This window comes from Streptomyces sp. DH12, from assembly GCF_020873895.1.
GTDB lineage: Bacteria > Actinomycetota > Actinomycetes > Streptomycetales > Streptomycetaceae > Streptomyces.
Genome location: NZ_JAHWGT010000647.1, coordinates 1 through 533 on the forward strand (window position 1 = coordinate 1; position 533 = coordinate 533).

2 protein-coding genes are annotated in these 533 nt (G+C 65.1%); both read left to right on the forward strand.

The window, feature by feature from the left end; translation table 11 throughout:
* The coding region (gene ndhC / locus LPA54_RS36260) for an NADH-quinone oxidoreductase subunit A (RefSeq protein WP_228984778.1) at positions 1-184 on the forward strand (184 nt) is incomplete at its 5' end.
* A gap of 13 nt (positions 185-197) precedes the next feature.
* The coding region (nuoB, locus tag LPA54_RS36265; RefSeq protein ID WP_228984779.1) for an NADH-quinone oxidoreductase subunit NuoB at positions 198-533 on the forward strand (336 nt) is incomplete at its 3' end.

Here is a 533-nt window from a genome sequence, read left to right on the forward strand (position 1 = left end):
CAAGTACTACCTGACGGCGATGCTCTTCATCATCTTCGATATCGAGATCGTCTTCCTCTACCCCTGGGCCGTCACCTTCGACGCCCTGGGGATTTTCGGGCTCGTGGAGATGCTGCTCTTCGTGCTCACCGTCTTCGTCGCGTACGCGTACGTATGGCGGCGCGGCGGCCTGGAATGGGACTGAGGGGCCATAAGTCATGGGACTCGAAGAAAAGCTGCCGAGCGGATTCCTGCTGACCACCGTCGAGCAGGCCGCGGGCTGGGTGCGCAAGTCGTCCGTCTTCCCCGCCACGTTCGGCCTCGCCTGCTGCGCCATCGAGATGATGACCACCGGCGCGGGCCGCTACGACCTGGCGCGCTTCGGCATGGAGGTCTTCCGCGGCTCGCCGCGGCAGGCGGACCTCATGATCGTCGCCGGGCGGGTCAGCCAGAAGATGGCGCCGGTGCTCCGGCAGGTCTACGACCAGATGCCGAACCCCAAGTGGGTGATCTCCATGGGGGTCTGCGCCTCCTCGGGCGGCATGTTCAACAAC